Consider the following 18,942-nt stretch of genomic DNA (forward strand, 5'->3'; position numbering starts at 1 on the left):
TGACATGTTAAAACCTTATCATATTGTTGTTCTTGCCGGATTGGCAGCGACATCAATACAAGCCGAAGAAAGTTTCCGCCAGCATGAAGCCCATGTACATGGCGTTGTTGAAATGAATATTGCTCAGGATGCAAACGAGCTTTTAATTGAAATTACCGCACCTGGTGCTGATGTCGTTGGATTTGAACATAAACCACAATCTCCTCAGGAACATAAGGTTTTTGACAAAGCGATGGCCCGCCTGAGTCAGGCAGACAGTATTATCTCTGTCAATAAAGATGCCCGGTGTAAAATCACTCAAACTGAGATTCATCAGACCACGCACCATCATGATGAACATGAACATCACGATGAAGGCGAGCATCACCATGATCACGATAAAGCCGATCATCATGATGAGCATGAACACCATGACGAAAACGAACACCATGATCATGATAAAGCGGCTCACCACGATGAACATGAACACCATGACGAAGACGGACATCATGATCATGATAAAGCGGCTCACCACGATGAACATGAACATCATGACGAAGACGAACATCATGAACATGAACATGAACATGAACATGAACATGAACATGAACATGAACATGAACATGGCGAGCATAATGCGTACTCAATTCAATACCATTATGAATGTGGGAAAGCAGCCAATCTGAAACAACTATCAACACAGTGGTTCTCTCACTTCCCGAATACACATCGTATCCACGTTAATATTTTTACAGATAAGCGTCAGAGCTCAGAAGAACTTACGCCTGAAAAACATCAGGTCGCTTTATAAAGATTTCTGTCTCACAAAGTCTGGTAAGTCCTCACTTACCAGACTGTTTACCGGACGTCGTATCATGAATAATTCTGAATTAACTGCTCAACAAAATTGTGTTATTTCACTCAAAGACACCAAATTTCAGTGGCCCGGAGACTCATCTCCTGTAATTGATATCTCTGACTTAGAGGTTCAAAAGGGAGAGCATTTATTTGTAAAAGGCCCCAGTGGCTGCGGTAAATCAACGCTGCTTAGTTTACTCACAGGTATCAACACTGCCCGCTCCGGTTCAGTTACTATTTTAGGACAACAGCTGTCACAGCTTTCAGCCAGTCAGCGGGACAAATTCCGGGCTGACCACATCGGGTACATTTTCCAGCAATTTAATTTATTGCCTTATCTGTCAGTCATTGAAAATGTGTTGCTCCCCTGCCAGTTTTCAAGATTACGTAAAAAAAACATTTCCGGCTCATTACAGGATAAGGCTCTTCAGTTACTCCGTCGTCTGAAACTTCCGGAAGCATTATTACATCAACCGGTTATTGAACTGAGTATCGGCCAACAGCAGCGTGTTGCCGCTGCCAGAGCTCTCATCGGTTCTCCTCAGTTAATTATTGCTGATGAACCAACTTCATCGCTGGATTTTGATAATCGCAGTGCTTTCATTGAATTACTGCTTGAAGAAGCCAATCAGGTGAATTCGACTCTGGTATTCGTAAGCCATGATCCAACACTGGAGCCTCTATTCAACCGAAGCATTAACCTGCCAGAAGTGAACCAAGCGAGGAAATGTGCATGAAAACAATCGCAACCTTGTCCTGGAAAAGTGTATTCAACCGAAAAACAACCGCAATTCTGAGTATTTTAACTGTCGCGATATCGGTCATTCTGCTACTGGGCGTAGAACGAATCAGAACTCAGGCTAAAAGTAGCTTTGCCAATACAATTTCCGGTACAGACCTCATTGTGGGGGGACGTTCAGGACAAGTAAATCTATTGCTTTATTCGGTATTCAGAATAGGAAATGCCACCAATAATATCGACTGGAAAAGCTTTGAAGAATTCAGTCATCACCGGGCGGTGAAATGGGCCATTCCTATTTCACTGGGTGACTCGCATAAAGGCTTCCGGGTCATGGGAACCAATCAGGACTATTTCAGATTTTATAAGTATGGTCGTAAGCAACCACTTACTTTTACTGAAGGCAAGCCTTTTCATGGCCTGTTTGATGCAGTCATCGGCTCTGATGTCGCTCAAAAGCTTGGGTATAAAATTGGCAGTAAAATGATTATTGCACATGGCATCAGCGATGTGGGTTTTGCCCGGCATGATCATCTGCCCTTCACCGTTGTCGGCATTCTGGCTCCAACCGGAACACCGGTCGACCGGACGGTCCATGTTTCGCTTGCTGCCATTGAGGCCATCCATGTCGGATGGGAATCAGGGGCACATATCGGAAAAACACCGGATGCTAAAACATTAGAAAAACGTCATTTTCAGCCAACCCAGATCACAGCCATGTTGCTGGGGTTAAAATCCAGAATTATGGCATTTGCATTGCAACGTGAAATCAATGAATACAGAAAAGAACCGCTGAGTGCCATTATGCCGGGTGTTGCCCTTCAGGAATTATGGGGCATGATGTCCGTTGCTGAACAGGCGTTAATGGCGGTTTCTGTCTTTGTGGTCATCGCCGGGTTGATGGGAATGCTGAGCAGCTTACTGACCAGCCTGCAGGAACGGCGTCGTGAAATGGCTATTCTCAGGGCCATGGGCGCGCAACCCAAACATGTTTTTGCCCTGCTGATGAGTGAAGCCAGTGCATTAACGTTTATTGGTATTGTCGTCGGTTTAATCGGCGTATATGGCCTGATGTTTCTTATTGCACCGGTCATTCATAACCATTATGGTATTCTGATTCAGCCAGAGATGCTGACGCCTCATGAATGGTTGCTGCTCGGTTATGTGCAGCTGGCTGGCATGTTGATTGGCGTTGTGCCATCTATACGAGCTTATCGTCAGTCCCTGAGTGACGGAATGACGATCAGAATATAAGGAATATGAATGTACAAATATATATTGGTTATTTTTCTTTCTATGGTTAGCTTATTTCCTCACTCGGCCTGGAGTGAGGAAAAACCACTGAAACTTGACTGGATTGACCTGATTCCGGAAAAAGAACGCAGTCAGTTTAATCAGCAGGGAATGCCGACGGTGAATCATAATGGACAGGCGCCTGCGAAACAGGCTCACATCGGATCCGTGCGTCCTGAATTAAATGGTAGCTTTGTCAAAATTCCCGGTTTCGTGATTCCTTTGGAAGGGGATGAAAATACCGTTACTGAATTTCTTCTGGTCCCCTATTTCGGAGCCTGTATCCACGTTCCGCCGCCGCCGCCAAACCAAATCATTGATGTAAAATTCCCCAAGGGTGCACCGGTACAAGAGTTATGGGATGTTGTCTATGTCATCGGAAAGCTGAAAACAGAGTTTGTCAGCAGTGATGTCGCTGATTCGGGATACGTCATTGAAGGAATTCGTATTGAAATGTATGAAGATCAATAATGGGTTCTTATATGACAATATAGTGAGCCAGATAAACTAAAAGTAAAAAATAGCACAGGAAAATTAAGACGGTTGAAATTATCTTTTTCACAAAACACTTGATTAAAAAATTAACATTGGCAACAATTTTAACAAATAATTATCATAAGGTTGAGTAAAACTTATCGTTTCGTGAATCTGTCTCTGGATGTATTTCTGATTAAAGGTTACATTATTTTTAACTTAGCTATCAGTGTTTGCAGAAATGGAAGAAGAACAACGTTCACCTGTAACAATTGACCAGGAACCCGGTAAGTCTCAGCCTAAATCTCAGCCAAAGAGCCGTTATATTCAGGACAGTGCAAGTAAAATTCTTCATATCGCTCAAAACCAGGGTGTTGAGGCTCTGATTCGGGAAGAGAAACCTAAGCTATCTCCGTTTGAGAGAGCCGTTCAGCGGGAGAAAAAACTCCAGGAAAGACGCCAGAGAAACCTTGAACGCATCATCCAGCTGTCTTATAAATCCTGTAAGGATGAGACAGCTGGCGACCCGAATCAGGACTGGCTGTATCGCTTCTTTGAAATGGCTCAGGATATTCATGATCCCTCAATGCAAAAATTATGGGCTCAGGTTCTGAAAAAAGAAGTGACCAATCCGGGCGCAACGTCAATGAAAGCCCTTCAGATACTGAAAGATATGACACCGAAAGAAGCCCAGATTTTACAAAAATCAGCGGCGCTGGGCTGTAGTTTTGGCAATGATCAGAGTCAGAAACTCCTGGTCGGCATTCATGCCCAGAACAGTATTTTCAGCTTTGGTAAACGCGAGCAAACTATTTCTGTCAGCCTTGGTAACTTTCAACTTCCCTATTCAAGCCTGCTGGTGCTCATCGAACTTGGGCTGCTACATGCCACTGAGCTTGAATCCGGTGAAATAGAACTTTCTCCATCCCTGCCTTTACACTATCAGGGCAAAAATCTATTACTACAGCCACTCAGTAAAGGAATTCACTTGCTTTACTATCGGTTCAGTCCAACCGGGAACGAATTATGCCGGCTGCTGGGAAACAGAATCAATCAGCAATATTATGATCAACTTGTGGCGATGCTTGGCCAGAAATTTATGATTCAAACGGACGTCAACAGCACGATGCATCATGCTGTTTAACGGTTTGGAATAAAGCCAGATTAAAGCTGAATAATACCCCGGCGATCGAGTTCAGCAAGGCATTGCTCAGCCAGTGCCTGAATGCCTTTTTCTCCGGCAGGCAGGTCAATTTCAGGTGATAGTGGCGCTTCATACTCCGAGTCGATCCCTGTGAAATCGGGAATTTCTCCTGCACGGGCTTTCTTGTATAACCCTTTCGGGTCGCGCTGTTCGCACACTTCCAGCGACGTATTGACAAAGACTTCCAGAAATTCCCCTTCTGGCAGTAAATCCCTGACCAACTGTCTCTCATTGCGATGCGGGGAAATAAACGCAGTCAATACAATTAACCCGGCATCCGCCATCAATTTAGCCAGTTCTCCGATACGACGAATATTCTCACGACGATCCTGCTCAGAAAAGCCTAAATCCCGGCACAGACCATGTCTCACATTGTCACCATCCAGAAGATATGTGTGATATCCAAGGTGAACTAAATGTTTCTCTAATTCCCCGGCAATGGTCGATTTCCCGGCACCGGAAAGTCCTGTAAACCATAATACAACCGGCTTTTGCTTCTTCAGTTTCGCACGGAGATCTTTATCAACCGTATGATGATGCCAGACAATATTTTCATCTGTGATATTCGACTCTGAGTGCATAAACACATCCTTTCTGACTTAAAATGGGAAAAACTCTGGTATGAGTGCCAGCACCAATACCGAATAAACAATAGAAAGCGGAATACCGACTTTGGCATAGTCGCTCAGTTTGTAATTACCGACACTATAAACCAGCAGATTTGTCTGATAACCGTAGGGAGAAATAAAGCTGGCACTGGCTCCGAATAAAATCGCCATTATAAATGGCATCGGACTGACACCATAGCTGATAGCCATACTGTAACCGACAGGAAATGCAAGCGCGGCTGCAGCATTATTGGTAATCACTTCCGTCAGAACTAATGTCATCAAATAGGTTGCAATTAAAGCGCCATAAACTCCCCAGCCATTAAATAATCCGGACAGGAAGTCGCCCATCAATTCAGAAACGCCTGTCGATATCATGAGCTGTGCAATGGAGAGTGCAGAACCAACAATGACAACGATATCCAGAGGGAAACGCCGCCGGAGTTCCTGTACCTGAATAATGCCAAATGCCAGTAATACCAGAATATAGACTGCCAACCCTTTAATCATCGGCACCCATTGCAGTAAAGCCGCAGCAATCACCACCGTAAAACCCGCCAGAACCCCAACAGATTTAAACAAGTCAAGGCGGGCACTGGATTCAAGATCATGCACCAGCACAAACTCTTTCCGGTGACGGCTACGTTCGTGTTCAAACCGCTTACCAGGAACCAGCACCAGAGAATCCCCCGGCATCAGAACAATGCTGCCTAAGCCCCCTTCCAGGCGCTCATGTCCGCGCCGGACAGCAACGACAACTGCATCAAAACGGTCGCGAAACCGGCTTGATTTTAAAGTTTTATGACAGAAGCTGGCTGATGAACTGACGATCACCTCAACAAAACTCTGTCCATTCAGATGCTGCTGACCAAAAAGGGTTAAACCTTTAATTTCCTGTAGGGTCGACACACTTTCAATATCGCCGCAGAACAACAGCCGGTCATCACTTTGCAGGACGAAGTCAGGATGAACGGAGGGCATACTCTCTCCGTGACGAACCACTTCTGCTAAAAAGAGTTTACGCAAACAGCGTAATCCATTTTCCTGAATACTTTTACCAGCCAGCGGTGAATCCGCATCAACAACTGCTTCCAGAAAATAGGGTAAATCATCCTGAGAACTTTCATCGTAAGAAGGCAGAAAATAACTGAGAGGAACTAATAAGATGACTCCGACGACAAGCACAACAATGCCAATTAAGGTCGGACTGAAAAAGTCCAGCCCCGGCAAGCCGGCATCTTCCACAAAGCTGTTAATGATCAGATTGGTTGAAGTCCCGATTAAGGTTAAAGTCCCACCTAAAATCGCAGCATAAGAAAGCGGAATCAATAACCGGGAAGGTGCATGCTGGCGATTGCGCTTTACTGCACCAATCAGGGACACAACAACAGCCGTATTATTGGTAAAAGATGAGAGTAAAGCTGTAGAAAAACCCAGCTTCAGAATCACCGATCCTATTTTTCCTTCAGAGATATGCTGGCTTACCCAGCCAATCAGACGGGTTTTTTCAAGAGCTGTTGAGGCAAGGATAAGCAAGACTAAAGTCAACAGAGATGAGTTGGTAAAATTCTCAGCCACATCATTAACATTCAGCAAGCCACTTAAAAAAGCGATCATTGCAGCCGCAGCAAACACCAGACTCGGTTTGATTCGTGTCAACACTAAACCGATGACGATACTGGCAAGCAGAACCAGTACTAATCCTTGTTCCCACATGGTTTCACCTCAGGAAAAAATAAAGCGCATAGTGCACAAAGACACGCCATGCGCTTTATCTGATGATATCAAAGGCTTACTTCAGTATCTGACGTAAATCCTTCGCTTCCCAGTGTGGGAAGTGTTTACGGATTAAAGCATTCAACTCAAGCTCAAATTCAGAGTAATGACCCGCTTCAGCTGTCAGCTGAGTTAACCCATCTCTGACCATACCGGCACCAACAGTCACATTGGTTAGCCGATCAACAATAATAAAGCCACCGGTATCGGCACAGTCCAGATAATTATCCAGAGCGACAGATTCATTAAAAGTCCATTCACACAGTCCAATGCCATTTAATGGTAATGTTTCTGTCTCAAACGTTTCCAAGTTATTAATATTATACTGATGGCGAATTTGTTTTACCCGGCCAATGGTTTTCTTTCCGGCAATTTTTATATCGTATTCACGATTTGCTTCCAACGGTGTTTCTGTCATCCAGACAACATCAGCTAAAAGATGATTCGTGCTTTGAACTTCATCTTTATCCAGTGCAATTAAATCGCCACGGCTGATATCGATTTCGTCTTCAAGCGTTAAGGTCACAGCCTGTCCGGCAAATGCTGAAGGCAAATCACCATCGAAAGTCACAATACGTTCAACTACAGATGTTTTTCCGGACGGCAAAACTTTTATCGAATCCCCGACCTGAACTGAGCCTGACGCAACTGTGCCTGCAAATCCGCGAAAATCCAGATTAGGACGATTGACATACTGAACCGGGAAACGAAACTGCTGATTTCTATCATCATTCTTCACATCAATGTCTTCGAGCAGGTCGAGTAATGTCGGTCCCTGATACCAATTCATGGATTGACTTTTTTCGACAACATTGTCGCCTTCCAGGGCAGAGATCGGGATAATGCTGAAATTTAAATCCCCGCGAAGACGTTGTGAAAATTGCTGATATTCATCGCGAATTTCCTCAAATCTGGCCTGATCATAATCAACCAGATCCATTTTATTAACGGCCACGATGAAATGCTTCAGACCAAGTAAATTTGAGATAAAGGAATGACGACGTGTTTGATCTAATACTCCTTTACGGGCATCGATCAATATCACCGCAACATCACACGTTGACGCACCTGTTGCCATATTCCGGGTATATTGTTCATGCCCCGGTGTATCAGCAATAATAAATTTACGCTTCTGCGTTGAAAAGTAACGATAAGCAACATCAATGGTAATCCCCTGTTCCCTTTCAGCCTGCAAGCCATCAACCAATAACGCAAGATCAGGACGATCACCCGTCGTACCGACACGCTGGCTGTCTGAATGGACAGCAGCAAGCTGATCTTCATAGATTTGCTTCGAATCATGAAGTAAGCGCCCAATCAGGGTACTTTTGCCGTCATCCACGGAACCACACGTCAGAAACCGAAGCAATGATTTGTTTTGATGTTGATTGAGGTATCCTTCAATACCTAACTCTGCAAGTTGTGTTTGAACTGCACTATTCATAAAACTATCCTTCGCTCCTTAGAAATAACCCTGACGTTTTTTCATCTCCATCGAACCAGACTGATCATGATCGATCGCCCGCCCCTGTCGCTCACTGGATGTCGCGACAAGCATTTCCTCGATGATTTCAGGTAATGTGCCTGCAGTAGATTCAATTGCTCCGGTGAGCGGGTAACAGCCTAATGTACGGAAACGCACTGACTTATTTTCAATCACCTCATCAGGACGAAGTTCCATACGATCATCATCGACCATAATCAACATGCCATCTCTTTCGACAACCGGACGCTCTTTGGCAAAATAAAGCGGTACAATATCAATACCTTCCAGATAGATATATTGCCAGATATCCAATTCAGTCCAGTTAGAAAGAGGGAATACCCGGATGCTTTCGCCCTTATTAATCTGACCATTGTAGGTATGCCACAATTCCGGACGTTGATTTTTTGGATCCCAGGTGTGATTTTTATCTCTGAATGAGTAGACCCGCTCTTTCGCACGGGATTTCTCTTCATCCCTGCGGGCACCACCAAATGCGGCATCAAAACCATACTTATCCAGCGCCTGTTTTAGTCCCTGGGTTTTCATGATATCAGTATGCTTTGAAGAACCATGAACGAATGGATTAATGCCCATAGCAAGACCTTCCGGGTTTTTATGCACAAGCAAATCAAACCCATACTTTTCAGCAGTGCGATCGCGAAAAGCGATCATTTCACGAAACTTCCAGTTGGTATCGACATGGAGCAACGGAAACGGAATTTTTCCCGGATAAAAAGCTTTACGAGCCAGATGAAGCATGACTGACGAATCTTTACCGATGGAATACATCATCACCGGATTTCCGAATTCAGCTGCAACTTCACGAATAATATGAATACTTTCAGCTTCTAATTGTTTTAAATGAGTTAAGCGTTGTTGATCCATCTCTGCTTCCTTATGACTCACAAAGAGAGTTTAATATGATGCAATTGAATTTCATTATGCGTATTGCTCTTTATGCATACTGCTGACATGTGATGAGAAATCTTTTTCTCCGAACCAGTGCAGCTGGTCAGAAAGTTTAACAACATCACCAATCACGATTAATGCCGGAGATTGTGCCTCAACTGCAAGCTCCGGCAAATCGCTAAGCGTTCCCTTAAATATTTTTTGTGCCGATTGAGTTCCACGTTCAATAATCGCAACAGGTGTACTGGCTGCACGACCGTGCTCAACCAGCTGCTGCTGAATATAAGCAGACTTCATCAATCCCATATAAATGACGAGAGTCTGATTCGTTCTGGCCAGCATTCCCCAGTCCATTTCATCACTTTCAGCTTTTACATGTCCGGTAACAAATACGGCTGACTGCGCATAATCACGATGAGTCAAAGGTATACCTGCATAAGCCGTCGCTCCGGCAGCAGCCGTGATACCGGGAACAACCTGGAATTTCACGCCAGCTTCAAACAGCACTTCAAGTTCTTCTCCGCCTCTGCCAAACATAAAGGGATCGCCTCCCTTGATGCGGACAACACGATATCCATGTTGCGCAAAATCAACGAGAAGTTTATTGGTTTTTTCTTGAGGAACACTATGGTGACCAGCTCTTTTCCCGACACAAACCAGTATGGCATCTGCGGGAAACAATGCCTTAATTTCATCAGAAACCAGGTAATCATAGAGTAACACATCTGCCTGCTGAATAAAGTTCAACGCCTTGACAGTCAAGAGTTCCGGGTCTCCCGGGCCTGCGCCGACCAAAGCAACTTCACCAGCTTTCAGGCGACTTTTTGTCAAATGCGGAATGGCATCTTTCATATTTGTAGTCTGTAATGATGACAAATGCTGATTCTGGACCGGAAGGCGAGTCACTACCTTGTGGTTTGCCATATCTCACACCTCACATAAAATCAATGTGTCCATTATGACGATCACTATATATTACATGAAATTCTAAAATTTCATTTTTTATTCAAAAAGGTGATAAAGGATTTAATTTCCGGCAGATTCATCCAATTGAAACACTCCCGGTTCTCTGTTCAATTCATCACATCAGACATACAATACCGATGCATATTTGCACTCAAATCATTTTCCCGGAATAAGGCTATAAGTATGGTATCACTGAAAACGTCAATTAAGACAGTTGTATATGCTGGGTTAGTAACATTCTCTGGTTTATCCGTCGCAGAAACACTGCATCTTCGTATTATCGAAACAACTGATATTCATGCGAATATCATGGATTATGATTATTATAAGGATAAAACATCTGAAAAAATTGGTCTGAGCCGTGCGGCATCACTCGTAAAACAGGCCCGCAGCGAAGTGGAGAATAGTGTCCTGGTCGATAATGGTGACCTGATTCAGGGAAGCCCGATGGGAGATTACATGGCAGCTCACGGTATTAAGCCCATGGAAGTACACCCGGTCTATCAGGCAATGAACCTGTTGAATTATGATGTAGGCAATATCGGAAACCACGAATTCAACTATGGCCTGTCATTTCTGCGTGAAACGATCAATGATGCAAATTTTCCGTATGTCAACGCGAATATTTACGATGCTAAATCGGGCAAGCATTACTTTAAACCATACATTATCAAATCTTATACATTTACGGATACAACAGGCCAGCCACAAAAAATTAAAATTGGCTATATTGGATTTGCTCCCCCTCAAATTATGGTTTGGGATAAGAAAAACCTGACAGGCAAAGTGACAACTCAGGATATAAAAAAGACCGCTGAAAAACTCATTCCCAAAATGAAGAAAGAGGGAGCTCAGGTGATTGTCGCTATTCCTCACTCAGGGTTATCAACATTGCCTTATCACCTGAATGCTGAGAATTCAGTTTACTACCTGTCAGAAGTCAAAGGGATTGATGCAATCACTTTTGGCCATGCTCATGCGGTCTTTCCGGGGAAAGGGTTTGATAACCTGCCTGACATAGATAATAAAAAGGGAACAATTAACGGTATTGCGTCAGTCATGCCCGGACGATGGGGCAGTCATGTAGGAGTAATTGATTTAGTATTGAAGACTCAGAATAATCAATGGATCGTCGCAGATAGTCATTCTGAAGCCCGGCCGGTTTATGATAAAAAAACTCACCACTCTCTGGCTAAGGCAGATCCACAGATCACTCATGCTGTTGCCAAAGCTCATAAGGCAACCCGGAAATTTGTCAATCAGCCTATTGGTCGCTCATCTGATGTTATGTACAGCTATCTGGCGCTTGTCCAGGATGATCCAACGATTCAAATCGTCAACCTGGCCCAAAAAGCTTATGTAGAGCAATTTATTCAGGGAGATCCCGATTTAGACGGACTACCGGTTTTATCTGCAGCTGCACCTTTTAAAGCAGGGGGAAGAAAGAATGATCCTTCTAATTATACTGAAGTTGAATCCGGCCAGTTAACATTCCGTAATGCTGCAGATCTATATCTTTATCCAAATACTCTGGTCGCTCTGAAAGTCACTGGAAAAGAGGTCAAAGAATGGCTGGAATGTTCCGCAGCACAATTCAACCAAATCAATCCGGAGAGCCCTGCCCCTCAGTATCTGATTAACTGGGATGGATTCAGAACTTATAATTTTGATGTCATTGATGGTGTTCAGTACCAGATTGATGTCACTCAACCCGCAAAATATGACGGGGAATGTAAAGTTATCAATTCTGATGCGGCCAGAATAATAAAACTGACATATCAAGGTCATCCGGTCAAAGACGATCAACCGTTCATTGTTGCAACTAATAATTATCGTGCTTACGGAAATAAATTCCCCGGTACAGGGTCTTCCCATATTGCTTTTGACTCACCGGATGAAAACCGGACCATTCTGGCAAATTTCATTACAGATGTGAGTCGCAAGCACCACGAAGTTCAGCCAAAAGCTGACAATAACTGGAGTTTTGCGCCAATTCATTCATCACAACCATTAGATATTCGTTTTGAGACCGCTCCGGGAGACAAATCATCAGATTTCATTCAAAAGTATGGATTTTATCCTATGACCTATCTGATGACTGATGAAGAAGGTTTTGCCGTTTATCGCTTACAACTAAATAAACAGGATTAACTCAGCGAAAAGCCATATATATAAGCCTATATACCCAAACAACCTGAAAATGCAGGTTTCAGTGAGATTTGTCTGGCTTTGAGACAAGGCACTGATTTGAAGACATAGTTATTCTACGTTGAAAATCAGTCACGCCGTATCAGAGCCTGACAAACTTACCCGCAGGGCGTGAGCTAAAAGGCACATTTCTGCGTCAAGAGAATTTGAGAGGTGGGTACTTCCCGCATTCCCTTTCCTTGAACTGTACCTTTCGGCTGCACGCTGAATCCTGCATTTTCAGGTTGCTTGGGTATATATGGCTTTTCGCTTCACAACATACGGACATCAGATACAACCCAACCATGATAGATTCACTATTTACTCCGGCCAAAACCGCCATCAGACAAGCGAAAAAACATAACTGACTGCTCTTTCTTCTCCAGTTGCAATATATCCAGCTGGCCCTTGGCTGTTAATTTGTACCGGATGAGTTGTCCAGGCTTAATGTCGCTGAGAGGTTTTTCAGAACCCTCAATTTTCAGAAGCGCGTTTAAATCGGTTATAGGCAAACTGTTTTTTCTGAAAAATTTTGAAAGAGTATCTCCTTCCTGAATTTTGTAAGCAACCCAAGCCGTCGTAGAACGTTTCTCCGAAGCAGCGGATGTCAATGACTGCTGAAGACTGCCACCACTTTGCTCACTTAAAACTTCAGGATTATTTAACTCGATCTCAACACGTTGATTACTGACAGATAATTGTTGATTTACAGTTGAAGAATTCTGAGGCCAGGGTATAAACACAATCACAATAAAAACAGGAATCAGGAAGGAAAGCAGTCTCCGGTGAGGTTGAGGTAATCTTATCCATAGTGAACGGGAAAGATGAATGACCTGGAGATTTTTTACAACGAGCATTCTGTCCCTCAAAGATACTCCAGGGTCGTTTATTTCTCTTCTATGACGACGCTTCATTGTACTTTGCTCTCCCGCACAGACCTGGCCATAACTATACAAACTGACTTTCTTATTTTCTGGTAATCATACTTCACTTCATTGAACCATAAATTAACATTAGAAATTAGCCATTATAAACATTTACGGCACATATACCTGACTTAGTATAAAAACTCCTGACTTTTGAGTACAGAGGAATAGAAAAATATCTTAAAGACTGACACAAACCTGAAATTTATTTTCTGAATGTCTCCAATTTACCGTCTTAGATGCTAACAATGACTTAGATAAGCTTATCATTTCATCAAACCTGAATAACTGTTATCCTGTTGCGTTTTAACGACCGAGAGAAACAAAGTCATGTCTGACATTAAGTTTGAAACAGTAGCTGAAAAAGCAAGTTATGGTATTGGCCTTCAAATGGGGCAACAACTTGCTGGTAGTGGTCTTGAGGGACTAAGTGTTGACGCAATTGCAGCAGGTATTGCAACTGCACTGACTGGTTCACAACCAGCAATAGAAATTGACGAAATTAATAATGCACTTCAGGAAATTCATAATCAGGCTCAGGAAGCTCAGGCAGCTGCTGCTAAAGCCGCAAGTGCAGAAGGTGAATCATTTTTAAAAGATAATGCACTTCGCTCTGAAGTAACTGTTTTAGACTCAGGTCTCCAATATGAAGTTTTATCTGATGGGGAAGGTGAAATCCCGACGTCAGACAAATCAGTCCGTGTCCATTACCATGGTGAACTAATTGATGGTACAGTCTTTGATAGTTCAGTAACTCGAGGCCAGCCAGCTGAATTCCCTGTGACTGGTGTAATTCAAGGTTGGGTTGAGGCACTACAATTAATGAAAGTTGGTTCAAAATGGAAATTATACATTCCGCATGAACTGGCTTATGGTGAGCGCGGTGCTGGTGCAGCTATTCCACCATTCTCAGCACTGGTATTTGAAGTTGAACTGCTTGATATCCTTTAATCCTCAAATAGCTGACTAAGCCTAATAATACCTGGAATATTCAATGTTCCGGGTATTTTTTATTTTGGATAGTCAGGCAATAAAAAACCGGGCTAATGCCCGGTTTCTATCATAATTAAGAACTATTTTATTCTGCAGCTTCAGGGCGATCGACAAGCTCAATGTATGCCATTGGCGCTTTGTCACCTGCACGAAAACCACATTTCAGAATGCGAGTATATCCGCCTTGACGGCTCGCAAAACGAGGACCTAGTTCGTTAAATAGTTTTGCAACGACTTCGTTATCACGAGTACGTGCAAATGCCAGACGACGGTTAGCAACACTGTCAGTCTTAGCTAATGTAATCAAAGGCTCAACTACGCGACGTAGCTCTTTAGCTTTTGGTAAAGTCGTTTTAATGACTTCATGACGAACTAAAGAGCTAGCCATGTTGCTAAACATCGCTTTGCGATGACTGCTGTTGCGGTTGAGTTGACGACCACTCTTACGATGGCGCATGACCTAATCCTTCTAACTAATATCGATTAATCTTCAGCAATAGATGCTGGCGGCCAGTTTTCCAGGCGCATGCCCAGAGAAAGACCACGTGAAGCCAATACATCTTTAATCTCTGTAAGAGATTTTTTACCCAAGTTTGGCGTTTTCAATAGCTCAACTTCAGTACGTTGTACAAGATCACCGATGTAGTGAATCGCTTCTGCTTTCAGACAGTTAGCAGAGCGAACTGTTAGTTCAAGATCGTCTACAGGACGCAATAGGATCGGATCGAATTCTGGCTTCTCTTCTTTCTCCTCAGGAACTCGTACATCACGAAGATCTACAAATGCATCCAGCTGCTCAGCAAGAACTGTTGCTGCGCGACGGATCGCTTCCTCAGGTTCAATCGTGCCATTTGTTTCCATATCAATGACAAGTTTGTCTAAATCAGTACGCTGCTCTACACGAGCCGCTTCAACAGCATAGGCAATCTTATCTACCGGGCTATATGTTGCGTCTACAAGCAAACGACCAATAGGACGCTCATCTTCTTCAGTATGAATACGGGCAGAAGCCGGAACATAACCCCGACCACGTTCGACCTTAATACGCATTGCGACTTCAGCGTTATCATCTGTTAGATGACAAATAACGTGTTCTGGGTTTACGATCTCAACATCACCATCATGGGTAATGTCACCTGCAACAACAGGGCCCGAGCCTGATTTATGTAATGTAATAAACACTTCATCTTTGCCTTCGGCAACGCGAACAGCCAACCCTTTTAGATTGAGAAGAATCTCAAGAATATCCTCTTGAACACCCTCTTTTGTGCTGTACTCGTGTAGTACGCCTTCAATCTCTACTTCTGTCACAGCACAACCTGGCATAGAAGATAAAAGAATACGGCGAAGTGCATTACCAAGAGTGTGGCCAAAGCCACGCTCTAATGGCTCAAGAGTTACTTTTGCGTGTGTCGTGCTGACCTGTTCAATATCAACAAGACGTGGCTTAAGAAATTCTGTTACAGAACCCTGCATTGTGTCCTCTCTTTAGTTTAAACCTTACTTAGAGTAAAGCTCGACGATCAATTGTTCGTTGATATCAGCTGACAGATCTGAACGTTCTGGCAAACGCTTGAACGTACCTTCCATTTTGCTGGTATCTACTTCAATCCAAGTTGGTTTTTCGCGTTGTTCTGCAACTTCCAGAGCTGCTTTAATGCGAGATTGCTTTTTAGCTTTCTCACGAATTGAAACAACGTCGTCTGCCGTAACATTGAAAGAAGGAATGTTGACTACCTTACCGTTAACCAAAATAGCTTTATGACTAACCAGTTGGCGAGCTTCAGCGCGAGTTGCGCCAAATCCCATGCGGTATACAACATTATCTAAACGACCTTCAAGAAGCTGAAGCAAGTTTTCACCTGTATTCCCTTTAAGACGGGCAGCATCTTTATAGTAGTTACGGAATTGTTTCTCAAGAACGCCATACATGCGACGTACTTTTTGCTTCTCACGAAGCTGAACGCCATAATCAGATAGACGACCGCGACGAGCGCCGTGTACACCTGGTGCGTTATCTATTTTACACTTGGTATCAATCGCACGAATACCAGACTTAAGGAACAAGTCTGTACCTTCGCGACGACTAAGCTTCAGCTTAGGACCCAAATATCTTGCCATGATCTTTCTCCAGTTTTCCTAGAAACGAAACGTTACACACGACGTTTCTTAGGTGGACGACAACCGTTATGAGGGATTGGAGTCGCATCAACAATGTTTGTGATACGGAAACCAGCAGCGTTCAGAGCGCGAACTGTAGATTCACGACCTGGACCAGGTCCCTTAACCATAACTTCCAGATTCTTCAGGCCATATTCTTTAGCCATTTCAGCACAACGCTCTGCAGCAACTTGTGCAGCAAACGGTGTTGATTTACGAGAACCACGGAAACCAGAACCGCCTGCAGTAGCCCAAGCCAATGCATTACCTTGACGGTCAGTGATGGTTACGATTGTATTATTAAAAGATGCATGGATGTGCGCTACGCCATCTGCAACTTGCTTGCGTACGCGCTTACGAGCGCGAGTTGGTTGTTTTGCCATTGTACTCTACCTTCCGACTATTTTTTGATCGGCTTACGCGGACCCTTACGGGTGCGAGCATTGGTTTTAGTACGCTGTCCACGTAGTGGTAGACTGCGACGATGACGAAGACCACGATAACAACCAAGGTCCATCAGACGCTTGATATTCATGGAAACTTCACGACGAAGATCACCCTCTACAGTGTACTTAGCTACACCTTCACGCAGTTGATCAATCTGTTGTTCATTTAGTTCACTGATCTTAACACTTTCAGCAATTCCCACATCAGCCAAAATAGCTTTTGAGCGAGTTTTACCGACACCATAAATTGCAGTTAAAGCAATTACAGCGTGTTTATGATCAGGAATGTTAATGCCTGCTATACGGGCCACTATTCACTCCTAGTACTCTGATAAGAAACTATCCGCAACAAAGCCCGCTGAGGATACGTTGCGGAATATTACTTCTTTTGCACGCAAAAGGTAGGCCGAGGAATATACTCGACCAACCTTGTTTTTTCAAGTAAAAATTTCTGCTTACTTAGCCTTGACGCTGTTTATGCTTAGGCTCACTGCAAATTACACGAACAACACCGTTGCGCTTAATAATTTTACAGTTACGGCAGATTTTTTTAACGGAAGCACGAACTTTCATTGCTAAACTCCGTAAATGAAATCTGAAATTAACGGCCGTAGCCCTTCAGATTTGCTTTCTTCAACACAGAATCATATTGACTAGACATCATATGAGTCTGTACCTGTGCCATAAAGTCCATGATAACGACAACTACAATCAGTAGTGATGTACCGCCGAAATAGAAACGAACATTCCAAGCGACCATCATGAACTGTGGAATCAGACAGATAAAAGTAATATACAACGCACCTGCAAGAGTTAAACGTGTCATCACTTTATCAATATATTTTGCTGTCTGTTCACCAGGGCGGATTCCGGGAACGAACGCACCTGACTTCTTCAAATTATCCGCTGTCTCACGCGGGTTAAATACTAACGCCGTGTAGAAGAAACAGAAAAATATAATTGCTGCAGCATAAAGTATAACGTAAAGCGGCTGTCCTGGGCTTAAAGCCAAAGAAACTTTGGTTAACCAGCTGAATGCTGAACCATCTCCGCTATTTCCAAACCATTGTGCCAATGTACCTGGAAATAAAATAATACTTGATGCAAAGATCGCGGGAATTACACCAGCCATATTAATTTTCAATGGCAAGTGAGTACTTTGTCCTGCAAATACCTTCCGACCTTGCTGGCGTTTTGCATAGTTAACGACAATTCGGCGTTGACCACGCTCCATAAAGACCACAAAGTAAATTACAGCAAAAGCAATTACCGCAATCAACAATAAAAGAAGTACATGTAGTTCACCTTGACGCGCTTGCTCTATTGTTTGTCCGATTGCTTTAGGCAATCCTGCTACAATCCCAGCAAAAATCAGCAATGATATACCATTGCCAATTCCTCGCTCTGTAATTTGTTCACCTAACCACATTAAAAACATGGTACCGGTTACTAAACTTACTGTTGCGATAAACGTAAATATGGTTTGGTCAATAACGACCAAATTAGAGACCATATTTGGAAGGCCTGTCGCAATACCAAGAGCCTGGAATGTTGCAAGTACAAGCGTGCCATAGCGCGTATATTGGCTAATCTTACGACGCCCCGCTTCACCCTCTTTTTTGAGTTCAGCTAACGCAGGATGAACTACAGTTAGCAACTGGACAACAATTGATGCCGAAATATACGGCATAATACCCAGCGCTAATATAGATGCACGCGAAAGAGCACCACCAGAGAACATGTTAAACATTTCAACAATGGTGCCTTTTTGCTGTTCGAACAATTCGGCAAGTACAGCTGCGTCAATACCAGGGATCGGCACAAAAGAGCCTGCTCGGAACACTAAAAGCGCACCTAATACAAACAATAAGCGCGACTTTAACTCGCTCAAGCCGCTCTGAGCACTACGAAAATCTTGTCCTGGTTTCTTAGCCATCT

General features: G+C 43.5%; 20 protein-coding genes. 7 read left to right on the top strand and 13 right to left on the bottom strand.

Going from position 1 to position 18,942, the window contains the following annotated elements; all coding sequences use genetic code 11:
• The first annotated feature begins 4 nt into the window (after positions 1-4).
• The 5 genes from zrgA to OC443_RS16940 all read left to right on the top strand — a co-directional run bounded on the left by zrgA (position 5) and on the right by OC443_RS16940 (position 4,487).
• Positions 5-790 (top strand): zinc uptake protein ZrgA, encoded by a 786-nt coding sequence (zrgA, locus tag OC443_RS16920; RefSeq protein WP_073579751.1) that lies wholly within the window; start codon positions 5-7, stop codon positions 788-790.
• 64 nt (positions 791-854) lie between these two features.
• Positions 855-1,574: an ABC transporter ATP-binding protein gene (locus OC443_RS16925; protein ID WP_073579750.1), complete on the top strand. Its 720-nt coding sequence runs from the start codon at positions 855-857 to the stop codon at positions 1,572-1,574.
• Positions 1,571-2,830, top strand: a complete 1,260-nt coding sequence (locus tag OC443_RS16930; RefSeq protein WP_073579749.1) for an ABC transporter permease — start codon at positions 1,571-1,573, stop codon at positions 2,828-2,830. The genes OC443_RS16925 and OC443_RS16930 overlap by 4 nt, the downstream gene beginning before the upstream one ends.
• 9 nt (positions 2,831-2,839) lie before the next feature.
• Positions 2,840-3,340, top strand: a complete 501-nt coding sequence (locus OC443_RS16935; protein WP_073579748.1) for a DUF3299 domain-containing protein — start codon at positions 2,840-2,842, stop codon at positions 3,338-3,340.
• A 244-nt stretch (positions 3,341-3,584) separates the two neighbouring features.
• Positions 3,585-4,487, top strand: coding sequence for a TIGR03899 family protein (locus tag OC443_RS16940; RefSeq protein WP_073579804.1), 903 nt, complete (start codon positions 3,585-3,587; stop codon positions 4,485-4,487).
• Between the two features lie 20 nt (positions 4,488-4,507).
• On the opposite strand, the gene cysC is transcribed toward OC443_RS16940, so the two are convergent.
• From cysC to cobA, 5 genes are all read right to left on the bottom strand, one after another.
• Entirely contained in the window at positions 4,508-5,128 is a 621-nt protein-coding gene (cysC, locus tag OC443_RS16945; RefSeq protein WP_073579747.1) for an adenylyl-sulfate kinase, read from the bottom strand.
• Positions 5,129-5,146: 18 nt separating this feature from the next.
• The gene (locus OC443_RS16950; RefSeq protein ID WP_073579746.1) at positions 5,147-6,871 is read right to left on the bottom strand and encodes an SLC13 family permease; all 1,725 of its coding nucleotides are present in this window, start codon (positions 6,869-6,871) and stop codon (positions 5,147-5,149) included.
• A 76-nt stretch (positions 6,872-6,947) separates the two neighbouring features.
• Complete coding sequence (cysN, locus tag OC443_RS16955; RefSeq protein ID WP_073579745.1) at positions 6,948-8,375, bottom strand: sulfate adenylyltransferase subunit CysN; 1,428 nt, start codon at positions 8,373-8,375, stop codon at positions 6,948-6,950.
• Between the two features lie 18 nt (positions 8,376-8,393).
• Complete coding sequence (gene cysD / locus OC443_RS16960; protein WP_073579744.1) at positions 8,394-9,302, bottom strand: sulfate adenylyltransferase subunit CysD; 909 nt, start codon at positions 9,300-9,302, stop codon at positions 8,394-8,396.
• A gap of 54 nt (positions 9,303-9,356) precedes the next feature.
• Positions 9,357-10,250 carry a uroporphyrinogen-III C-methyltransferase gene (gene cobA / locus OC443_RS16965; protein WP_073579743.1) on the bottom strand — a complete coding sequence of 298 codons (894 nt, stop codon included), beginning with the start codon at positions 10,248-10,250 and terminating at the stop codon, positions 9,357-9,359.
• 234 nt (positions 10,251-10,484) lie between these two features.
• Here cobA and OC443_RS16970 point away from each other — a divergent pair, with 234 nt between their 5' ends.
• Positions 10,485-12,443, top strand: coding sequence for a bifunctional 2',3'-cyclic-nucleotide 2'-phosphodiesterase/3'-nucleotidase (locus OC443_RS16970; protein ID WP_073579803.1), 1,959 nt, complete (start codon positions 10,485-10,487; stop codon positions 12,441-12,443).
• A gap of 353 nt (positions 12,444-12,796) precedes the next feature.
• Here OC443_RS16970 and OC443_RS16975 read toward each other — a convergent pair whose 3' ends face one another.
• Positions 12,797-13,336, bottom strand: a complete 540-nt coding sequence (locus OC443_RS16975; protein ID WP_234976318.1) for a LysM-like peptidoglycan-binding domain-containing protein — start codon at positions 13,334-13,336, stop codon at positions 12,797-12,799.
• A 399-nt stretch (positions 13,337-13,735) separates the two neighbouring features.
• Here OC443_RS16975 and OC443_RS16980 point away from each other — a divergent pair, with 399 nt between their 5' ends.
• Positions 13,736-14,356: an FKBP-type peptidyl-prolyl cis-trans isomerase gene (locus OC443_RS16980; RefSeq protein ID WP_073579742.1), complete on the top strand. Its 621-nt coding sequence runs from the start codon at positions 13,736-13,738 to the stop codon at positions 14,354-14,356.
• 127 nt (positions 14,357-14,483) lie between these two features.
• On the opposite strand, the gene rplQ is transcribed toward OC443_RS16980, so the two are convergent.
• The 7 genes from rplQ to secY all read right to left on the bottom strand — a co-directional run bounded on the left by rplQ (position 14,484) and on the right by secY (position 18,940).
• Positions 14,484-14,855, bottom strand: a complete 372-nt coding sequence (gene rplQ / locus OC443_RS16985; RefSeq protein ID WP_073579741.1) for a 50S ribosomal protein L17 — start codon at positions 14,853-14,855, stop codon at positions 14,484-14,486.
• A 26-nt stretch (positions 14,856-14,881) separates the two neighbouring features.
• Complete coding sequence (locus OC443_RS16990; RefSeq protein ID WP_073579740.1) at positions 14,882-15,874, bottom strand: DNA-directed RNA polymerase subunit alpha; 993 nt, start codon at positions 15,872-15,874, stop codon at positions 14,882-14,884.
• A 24-nt stretch (positions 15,875-15,898) separates the two neighbouring features.
• Positions 15,899-16,519: a 30S ribosomal protein S4 gene (gene rpsD, locus OC443_RS16995; protein WP_073579739.1), complete on the bottom strand. Its 621-nt coding sequence runs from the start codon at positions 16,517-16,519 to the stop codon at positions 15,899-15,901.
• Positions 16,520-16,551: 32 nt separating this feature from the next.
• Positions 16,552-16,941, bottom strand: a complete 390-nt coding sequence (gene rpsK, locus OC443_RS17000) for a 30S ribosomal protein S11 (protein ID WP_001118870.1) — start codon at positions 16,939-16,941, stop codon at positions 16,552-16,554.
• Between the two features lie 17 nt (positions 16,942-16,958).
• Positions 16,959-17,315, bottom strand: a complete 357-nt coding sequence (rpsM, locus tag OC443_RS17005; RefSeq protein ID WP_073579738.1) for a 30S ribosomal protein S13 — start codon at positions 17,313-17,315, stop codon at positions 16,959-16,961.
• A gap of 148 nt (positions 17,316-17,463) precedes the next feature.
• Complete coding sequence (rpmJ, locus tag OC443_RS17010) at positions 17,464-17,577, bottom strand: 50S ribosomal protein L36 (RefSeq protein ID WP_039969906.1); 114 nt, start codon at positions 17,575-17,577, stop codon at positions 17,464-17,466.
• A gap of 28 nt (positions 17,578-17,605) precedes the next feature.
• The gene (secY, locus tag OC443_RS17015; RefSeq protein WP_073579737.1) at positions 17,606-18,940 is read right to left on the bottom strand and encodes a preprotein translocase subunit SecY; all 1,335 of its coding nucleotides are present in this window, start codon (positions 18,938-18,940) and stop codon (positions 17,606-17,608) included.
• Between the last annotated feature and the right edge of the window lie 2 nt (positions 18,941-18,942).

The organism is Vibrio quintilis, assembly GCF_024529975.1.
Classification (GTDB): domain Bacteria; phylum Pseudomonadota; class Gammaproteobacteria; order Enterobacterales; family Vibrionaceae; genus Vibrio; species Vibrio quintilis.